This is a genomic window from Neisseria sp. P0001.S005, from assembly GCF_051963715.1.
Map to the genome: position 1 here is coordinate 1 of NZ_JBQCTZ010000637.1, position 425 is coordinate 425.

Here is a 425-nt window from a genome sequence, read left to right on the forward strand (position 1 = left end):
GCACCATTGACGTAGTTCACTTTGTCGCCGACTTTGCCGTATTTCAGGCAGGATTCGTGGATGTTGTGCATGATGTCAAACAGGCGGCTGTCCACTTCTTCGCGTGTCCAAGACAGGCGGATGGCGTTTTGACTCATTTCCAAACCTGAAGTCGCTACACCGCCGGCGTTGGAGGCTTTGCCTGGAGCGTAGAGGATGCCGGTTTTGATAAATTGTTCGACTGCGCCTAAAGTTGACGGCATGTTCGCACCTTCGGCAACCACATAGCAACCGTTGGCCAGCAAGATTTTGGCAGCGTCTGCGTCCAATTCGTTTTGGGTGGCGCAAGGCAGGGCGACTTCGGCCGCAATGTTCCACGGTTTTTGGTTTTCAAAGTATTGCAGGCCTTGTTCTTTGGCGTAAGTGGCCACGCGTTCGCGGCGTAC

At 53.9% G+C, this 425-nt stretch carries 1 pseudogene; it reads right to left on the reverse strand.

Features of this window, described 5'->3' with window-relative positions:
- A pseudogene (locus ACTHSP_RS22130) lies at nt 1-425 on the reverse strand (glutamate dehydrogenase); the annotation flags it as partial.